The organism is Pseudomonas sp. D2002, from assembly GCF_013385735.1.
Classification (GTDB): domain Bacteria; phylum Pseudomonadota; class Gammaproteobacteria; order Pseudomonadales; family Pseudomonadaceae; genus Aquipseudomonas.
Map to the genome: position 1 here is coordinate 103468 of NZ_JACAPL010000012.1, position 7988 is coordinate 111455.

Consider the following 7988-nt stretch of genomic DNA (forward strand, 5'->3'; position numbering starts at 1 on the left):
ACCGCCCGTCCAGCACTTCCAGCCATGGAGCTGGGCGCCTATGCTGACAGCAACAACCAGGCAGATGATCGCACTATGCATACCCCTACCGTCTCTGTAAACGAAGAGCAAAAAGGCGCGGTGATCGCCGAAGACAAGCGCTGGAACACCCGCGCGTTGATCGTCGATGACGACCTGCCGATCCGTGAACTGCTGATCGACTACCTGGCCCGCTTCAATATTCTCGCCATCGGCGTCACCGACGGCACGGCCATGCGCACGGCCATGCAAGCCGAAACCTTTGATGTGGTAGTGCTCGACCTGATGCTGCCGGGCGAAGACGGCCTGTCGCTGTGCCGCTGGCTGCGCACCGAGTCGGACATCCCGATCCTGATGCTCACCGCGCGCTGCGAACCCACCGACCGCATCATCGGCCTGGAGCTGGGCGCCGATGACTACATGTCCAAACCCTTCGAACCGCGCGAGTTGGTGGCACGTATCCAGACCATCCTGCGCCGGGTGCGCGATGACCGTACCGAGCAGCGCGCCAACATCCGTTTCGACAACTGGCGCCTCAACAGCGTACTGCGCCAGCTGGTAGCGGACGATGGCCTGGTGGTGCCGCTGTCGAATGCCGAGTTTCGATTGCTGTGGGTGTTTATCGAACGCCCGCGCCGCGTGCTGAGCCGCGAGCAATTGCTGGATGCCGCCCGCGGCCGCTCCATCGAAGCGTTTGATCGCAGCATCGACTTGCTGGTGTCGCGCCTGCGCCAGAAACTGGGCGATGACCCGAAAGCACCGCAGCTGATCAAAACCGTGCGCGGCGAAGGCTACCTGTTCGACGCCCGGGATATCGGCTGATGCGCAACGCCTTCAATACGCTGTTCGGCAGGCTGTTCGGCGTATTGCTGGTGGCTATCGTGCTGGCCCATGTGCTGGCGTTCTTCTGGTTTCACCATTACGGCCCACCGCCTCCGCCACCGCAGGAGACCTTCGTCGAGCAGCCGGACGGCACGATGAAGCCCCTGCCCCGGCATCATCGTTCCTGGTTTGGCGGCCCGGTGGTGCCGCTGACCTTTCAGTTTATTTCGCTGATCATCGCCGCCTGGTACGGCGCCAAGCTGCTGAGCCGGCCGATCCAGCGCCTGAGCGCGGCCGCCGAACGCCTGAGCCTCGACCTCGACAGCCCGCCCCTGAATGAGTCCGGGCCACGGGAGGCGCGCCAGGCAGCGTCAACGTTCAACCTGATGCAAAAGCGCATCCGCGAACAAGTCAGCCAGCGCGCGCGCATGCTTGGCGCGGTGTCCCATGACCTGCGCACGCCGCTGTCGCGCCTCAAGCTGCGCCTTGAACAGATCGAAGACACCAAGCTGCAAGGCCAGATGCGCCAGGACCTGGACGACATGATCGGCATGCTCGACGCCACCCTCAGCTACCTGCATGAACAGCGCACCAGCGAAACGCGGCATTGGCTCGACGTGCAGGCGCTGGTCGAATCCCTGAGCGAAAACGCCCAGGACCAAGGCTCTGATGTGCAGTTCTCCGGCACCTGCGCGCCGTTGCAGGTGCAACCGATGGCGCTGCGTTCCTGCCTGAACAACCTGATCGACAACGCCCTGCGTTATGCCGGAACCGCGCGTGTTGAGTTGGCTGACAGCCGTGGGGCGCTGGTTATTCGGGTGATCGACCATGGCCCCGGCATTGCGCCGGATAAGCGTGAGGCGGTGTTCGAACCCTTCTTTCGCCTGGAAGGCTCGCGTAACCGCAACTCCGGCGGCGTCGGCCTCGGCATGACGATTTCCAAGGAGGCCGTGGAGCGTCTCGGCGGGCACCTGAGCCTGGAAGAAACCCCAGGCGGCGGTTTGACCGCCGTGATGTGGTTGCCGAGGGCTTAAAGGGGTTTATCTTCGCGCCGAACTTGAGCCTGGGTTGCACTCCAATCCGTCAACAGGCTGTAGGCCACCGCCAACAAGGTCGGGCCGATAAACAGTCCGATGAAACCGAAGGCGATCAAGCCGCCAAACACGCCCAACAGCACAATCACCAGCGGCAAGTTGCCGCCCCGGCTGATCAGGTATGGCTTGAGCACGTTGTCGACGCCGCTGATGATGAATGTGCCCCACACACCAAGGAACACCGCGTAGGTGTAATCGCCCTTCCAGGCCAGCCAGGCCGTGGCCGGGATCCACACCAGCGGCGGGCCCATCGGGATCAGGCTGAGCAGGAAGGTGACAATACCCAGCACCAGCGCGCCCGGCACGCCGGCGATCAGGAAACCGATCAACGCCAGCAGCGCCTGGGCCGCCGCCGTACCAATCACACCGTTAACCACCCGTTGCACGGTGCCGGCCACCAGTTCGATGTAGTAACCGGCGCGGTCGCCGATCAAGCGCTCCAACAGGCGATGCACAAAGGTCGCCAGACGCGGGCCGTCGCGGTAGAAGAAGAACACGAACACCAGGCTCAGGGTCAGTTCCAGGATACCGCCGCCGATCTGCGCACTGCGCGCCAGCAGCCAGTTGCCGACCTGGCCCAGGTACGGCTTGATGCTGACCATCAACGCCGCGCCCTGTTGGTCGATGCTGTCCCACGTTGCCACCAGACGCTCGCCAACCAGCGGAATCGAGCCCAGCCAGGTCGGCGCAGCCGGCAGGCCGTCGACCTGGATATCCTTGATCAGGCCCACGGCGTCCCGCACATGGTCGGCCAGGTTGAACCCCAGCCACACCAGCGGCACCGCCACCAGCAACATCCAGCCCAAGGTCAGGATGCCCGCCGCCAGGGATTCGCGGCCACCCAGCCAGCGGGTCAGCAAGCGCATCAGCGGCCAGCTGGCAAACGCCAGCACTGCGCCCCAGAACAGCGCCGACCAGAATGGCGCCATGACCCAGAAGCTGGCACCAAACAGCACCAGCAGCAGGATTTGCACCAGTAGGCGATCGTTATTGAGCATCGGGTATCTCGAAAAGAAGGCTGTAGGAAGAGAGCTTAGGCGAACGGCGCGGGTCCGTTCGCCTTGTAACGGTCAGCGTATCAGATGCAGGTGCAAACCCTTAGCGTCGCCGGTGCCGGTTTCCAGGCGTGCGGCGCGTACACCGCTGTCGATCAGGCCCTGGCGCCAGGCTTCGGCGCTCGGCCCGGTCAAGCTGACGCGCAAGGTGGCGTCGAGGTTCAGACCACGGGAAATCAAGGTCAGCCAGGTGGCGTCGGGTTCGGCGCCGAGTGCCGGGAAATCCAGCTCGCCGGTGCTTTTCAACTCGCGCAGCAAAGTGGCCGACGTGGGCAACAAGTCGCCCAGCGGCGCACTGGCGTCGAGTTGTTCCACATGCAGATAGGCGCGACGGTTGCCGCGAGTGATGCCGTACAGCGCCACCAGGGAGTTGTCTTGCGGCGCGGCCAGGCGCAACAGCAGGTATTCCTGCTGACCGTCGGCGCCGACCAGCTTGGCGTTGCCGAACACTTCATTGGCCCACAGGCTGCTTTCACCGCAATCGCGGGCCTGGCACCAGAACAACAGCTGCGCGCCCTTGGCCTGCAACGCTTCACGCGTCGCGGTAAACGCGGCGCTGGAGGTGTGTTCGGCGGGTAATTCATAGGTAATCGCGGTGGTTTGGCCACGCGCGGTGGCTTGGCCTTCGTAACGCAGTTGGCCGCTGATCTTGCGGATCGCGCCCATGGGGTAGATGCGTTCCTTTTCCTCAGCGGGGCGGTAATCGACGATTTGCGCATCGACCTGGCGGGACACGGCAGGTAAATCCTGGCTGCCCGGCACGTCGGCGGCGAACACCAAGGGGCTGAAGCAGCACAGCCCGAGGGCACGGATACATCCTTTACGCAGGCTCATCGGATCGAAGAGCCCTGGCCATCGGAGGTCGCAGCGGTGTTGAGATCGTACATGGTTGACTCCCTTTCAATCCGCCCAGCCTCGGCAGTTGCCCGCGCCAAGTCAAGGCGCGTGGAAGAACCGATTGAAACAGTCTGCAACAAGGACCGCGCCGGGCTCATCATTAAGGTGTAAATGATGGCCGCCCGGCAGCGTGTTCACCGTAAAAGGTAGCTGAGAAAGCAATTCGGAATGTTTCGCCAGCATGCCGTCAGCCGCGACGACCAACTGTGTAGGGCAACTCACACGCCGCACGAAAGCCATCGCCTGTTCATCGGTCAGGCGCATCGGCGAGGCGAGCGTCAGGCGGCTGTCCGTACGCCAGGTGTAACCGCCCGGCACCGGCATCAACCCGCGCTGGGCCAGTAGTTCAGCGGCTTCGCGGCTGACCGCGACCACGCCTTTCATGCGCGCTTCAACCGCCCGATCCAGGGTGCTGTAGACCGGCTTGCGCTTGTCTTGCAGGTTCAATTGCGCCTGCAACGCCATGCCCAGTCGCTCGGCGGCGTTCTCTCCAGCGGCGGTCGGCGGGATCACACCGTCGATCAAACCCAGGTGCGTCACGCGTTCCGGCATGGCGCCGGCCAGCACCAATGAAACGATCGCGCCGAGGGAATGGCCAAGTAATGCAAAACGTTTCCAGCCCAGTTGCTCGGCGACTTGCAGCACATCAAACACGTAATCCCACAAGGCATACCCGGCGCCCGCAGGCCGATGCGCCGAATGCCCATGGCCGGCCATGTCCAACGCAACGATACGCAAACCGTGCAGCTTCGGCGCCAGCCGCGCAAAGCTGTTGGCGTTGTCCAGCCAGCCATGCAGGGCGATCACCGGCAGGCCGTCTTCGGGGCCAAACAGGTGTGCCGCCAACTCGATGTGCGGCAGGCTCAGGCGCACTTCTTCGACCGGCGTGCTCATGCGCAACTGCGCTCGCGGGCTTGCCAGCGGGCGAACAGGTTCTTGATCAAGGTTGCCGTGTCCTGCGGGCGTTCAAGCGGGAACATATGGCCACCGGGCATGGTGAGCATTTCGCCCATGGGCAGGCGGCCGACGCCACTGGCATGGTGGCGCATCACCACCCGGCTCTGGCGCCCACGCACTACGGCCAGCGGCACTTTCAACTGGCGCACCTGGCCGGGGCTGGTGTGCGGCACGCCGCGGTAGATGCTGATTTCGGTCGCCGGGTCGAAGCGCAGACGCAGGCGGTCGCCCACCTGTTGCAGGCCGTGTTGCAGGTACGCGTCAAAGCATTCCGGGTCGAACCCACGAAACAGGGTCTTGCCGGCGAAGTAACTGCGCGCGGCGTCCAGGTCAGTGAATTCTTCACGGCGGCCCAAGGTGCGCCCGGCCGGGGTCAGGCGGTCGATAAAACCGAAGCGTTTGGCGGCGCGAATCACCCAGCGGTCGGCGCGGGTCAGCACCGGCGAATCCAGCATGACTACGCCACGGTACAACTGCGGGCAGCGCATGGCCGCGTGCAAATGCAACACGCCACCCAGGGAATGGCCCACGCCCCACACCGGTTCCGGCTGCTGCTCTAAATGGTGGATCAGTTCGTCCACCAGGTTCTGCCAGTTGTCATCCACCGGGAACCTGGGGTCGTGGCCGTGCTGCGGCAGATGAGCCACTGCGTATTCCGGGGCCAGGGCGGCAAACAACTTGCCGTAGGTGGCCGAGGGGAAGCCATTGGCGTGGGCAAAAAACACGTGCTGCGACATACTGGACTCATCTACAAAAACAGAAGTGGATTGTCACCACGCCTGGGCCGTACAGCAATGACTGTAACTGCCAGGAATGATGACACTCACGCCACGCCTATCGCGCCGGCGGGTTCTCGCCCAGCGGCACCACGGCCATGGTCAGGCGCGACACGCAGCTGGCCTTGCCGTCATTGCAGGTCAAGCGGATGTCCCACACTTGGGTCGTGCGACCTATATGGATCGCCCGCGCCACCGCCGTCACCCGCCCGCTGCGCACACCGCGCAGGTGGTTGGCGTTGACCTCCAGGCCCACGCAATAAAACTTGCTGGCGTCGATACACAGGTAAGCCGCCATGGAGCCGACGCTTTCGGCCAGCACCACCGACGCACCGCCGTGCAGCAGGCCGTAAGGCTGATGAGTACGATGGTCGACCACCATGCTGGCGGTCAGGGATTCGTCATCGAAACTTTCAAAGCGGATATCCAGCAACTCACCGATGGTGTTTTTCTGGATGGCGTTGAGCTGCTCGATATTCGGTTGGGTGCGCCACAAGCTCATGAAGTTATCCTTATTGGTTTTATTACGACCCTAATCCTGCCACACAATGGATTCGCTGCGCGCGCTCCACGCCTGGAAATGATTGCCGTAGGTCGACTCGATGACGTTGCGTTTGATCTTCAAGGTCGGCGTCAGAAAGCCGTTTTCCACCGCCCAACTGTCTTTCACCACCACCAGCTGGCGCAAGCGCTCATGTTTGTCCAAGGCGGCATTGACCTGCGCCAGCCAGCGTTCAAGGCTGGTGCTCAGCGCCTGTCGGTCCTGATTACCCGCCGACAACACACACAAGCCCATCGGCGCCGTAAGGCCATCACCGACCACGCACACCTGTTCGATGCGTGCATGTTCGGCCAGGCGGTTTTCAATCGGCGCCGGGGCCACGTATTTGCCCTTGCTGGTCTTGAAGATTTCCTTGAGCCGGCCGGTCAGGCGCAGGCGGCCGTCGGCGTCCTGTTCGCCTTTGTCGCCGGTACGCAGGAAGCCGTCGTCGGTCAGGGTCTCGGCGGTTTTCTGCGGGTCCTTGAAATAGCCGAGCATGGTCGCGCCGCTGCGCACCTGCACTTCGCCCGAGGCGTCGATGCGCACTTCAACGCCAGGGCACGGCAGGCCGATCCAGCCGAGCGTCTGCTGGCCGGGGCGACACACGTGGGAATAGCCACAGCTTTCGGTCATGCCGTACACCTCCAGCACATCCAGGCCCAGGCGCTTATACCAATGCAACAAGGCTTCGGGCACCGGCGCGGCACCGGACAATGCAATGCGCAGCGCATCCAGGCCCAGCCCCGCAAGGACTTTATGGCCGAAGCGCCTGCCGATAAATGGCAGGCGCAACAGGCGGTCGAGGCGCTTTTGCGGGATCTTGCTGTAGACGCCCATCTGGAACTTGGTCCAGATCCTCGGCACGCCAAACAGCGCGGTCGGCCTGGCGCGGCGCAAGTCTTCAAGAAACGTGTCGAGGCTCTCGGCGAAAAATACGGTTTGCCCGGTGTAGATCGAGGCCAGCTCCACAAACATGCGCTCCGCCACATGGCACAGCGGCAAGTAGGACAGCAGCCGGTCGCCCTCCCCCAGGCCGAACAACTCAGTGCCACGGGTGGCGGCGAAACCCAAGGCGCCGAAGGTTTGCATCACGCCTTTGGGCAAGCCAGTGGTGCCGGAGGTGTAGACAATGGTGGCCAGGCTCGAGGCGGCGGGTTCGGGGTTGTCCTGGATCGGCGCACAGCTTTGCAGGTCGGCCCAGCGGTAATCGAAGTCGCCCGCCGGGCACAGCGGCAGGCTGATGGTCGGCAAACCCGCCGGAATACCCGGCGCCATCGCCGGCCAGTCGTCCAGCTTGCCGATCAGCACCAGCGCCGCCTCGGAATGGGTCAGCACATGGGCGACAGAGTCGGCGGTGAGGTTGGGGTACAGCGGCACCGAGACATGCCCGGCCATCCAGATCGCCAGGTCGGCGATGATCCAGTGCGCGCAGTTTTTAGAGATCAGGGCAATGTGCGAGCCTTGGGGCAGCTCACGGGCACGCAGCCAGTGCGCGGCGCAGCGGGCCTGGTGGCCGACGTCACCCCAGGTGAGCGTCTGCACCTCGCCGCCGCCAACCGGCTGTACCAGAAAGGGTTTGCGCGGATGCCGCGCTTCACGTTCGTAGAAGACCTGCAACGGCAAACGAAAAGCGACAGGCATGGGACGCGCTCCTTTGTGATCCGATGATAGCCAACCAAGCACTTGCTTGGTTGACTATATAGCACACACGGAGTGGCGATCGATCCTATGGGTATAGTTGAGTGCTGTGGCTGTCGCGGTTGGAGGGGCGCTGGGTACATATCCGTTGCTGCGGTAACGACTTCGTAGGGTTCCGCCCTTACGGCGG

8 protein-coding genes are annotated in these 7988 nt (G+C 63.5%); 2 read left to right on the forward strand and 6 right to left on the reverse strand.

The features are described 5' to 3' along the window. Positions 1–75 precede the first annotated feature (75 nt). Complete coding sequence (locus tag HX783_RS23115) at positions 76–840, forward strand: response regulator (protein WP_177018367.1); 765 nt, start codon at positions 76–78, stop codon at positions 838–840. Next, on the forward strand, positions 840–1874 hold the full coding sequence (locus HX783_RS23120) for a HAMP domain-containing sensor histidine kinase (protein WP_177018368.1): 1035 nt from the start codon (positions 840–842) through the stop codon (positions 1872–1874). The genes HX783_RS23115 and HX783_RS23120 overlap by 1 nt, the downstream gene beginning before the upstream one ends. Here HX783_RS23120 and HX783_RS23125 read toward each other — a convergent pair. The 6 genes from HX783_RS23125 to HX783_RS23150 all read right to left on the reverse strand — a co-directional run bounded on the left by HX783_RS23125 (position 1871) and on the right by HX783_RS23150 (position 7801). Then, the gene (locus tag HX783_RS23125; RefSeq protein WP_145164944.1) at positions 1871–2932 is read right to left on the reverse strand and encodes an AI-2E family transporter; all 1062 of its coding nucleotides are present in this window, start codon (positions 2930–2932) and stop codon (positions 1871–1873) included. The two genes, HX783_RS23120 and HX783_RS23125, sit on opposite strands and share 4 nt — an antisense overlap. 72 nt (positions 2933–3004) lie before the next feature. Continuing rightward, positions 3005–3823: a DUF4892 domain-containing protein gene (locus tag HX783_RS23130; RefSeq protein WP_177018369.1), complete on the reverse strand. Its 819-nt coding sequence runs from the start codon at positions 3821–3823 to the stop codon at positions 3005–3007. 102 nt (positions 3824–3925) lie between these two features. Continuing rightward, positions 3926–4780 (reverse strand): alpha/beta fold hydrolase, encoded by an 855-nt coding sequence (locus tag HX783_RS23135; RefSeq protein WP_177018370.1) that lies wholly within the window; start codon positions 4778–4780, stop codon positions 3926–3928. Continuing rightward, positions 4777–5580, reverse strand: coding sequence for an alpha/beta fold hydrolase (locus tag HX783_RS23140; RefSeq protein ID WP_159955121.1), 804 nt, complete (start codon positions 5578–5580; stop codon positions 4777–4779). The genes HX783_RS23135 and HX783_RS23140 overlap by 4 nt, the downstream gene beginning before the upstream one ends. A 97-nt stretch (positions 5581–5677) precedes the next feature. Next, positions 5678–6121, reverse strand: a complete 444-nt coding sequence (locus HX783_RS23145; RefSeq protein ID WP_177018371.1) for a hotdog fold thioesterase — start codon at positions 6119–6121, stop codon at positions 5678–5680. Positions 6122–6151: 30 nt separating this feature from the next. Further along, positions 6152–7801: an AMP-binding protein gene (locus tag HX783_RS23150; protein ID WP_177018372.1), complete on the reverse strand. Its 1650-nt coding sequence runs from the start codon at positions 7799–7801 to the stop codon at positions 6152–6154. Positions 7802–7988 lie beyond the last annotated feature (187 nt).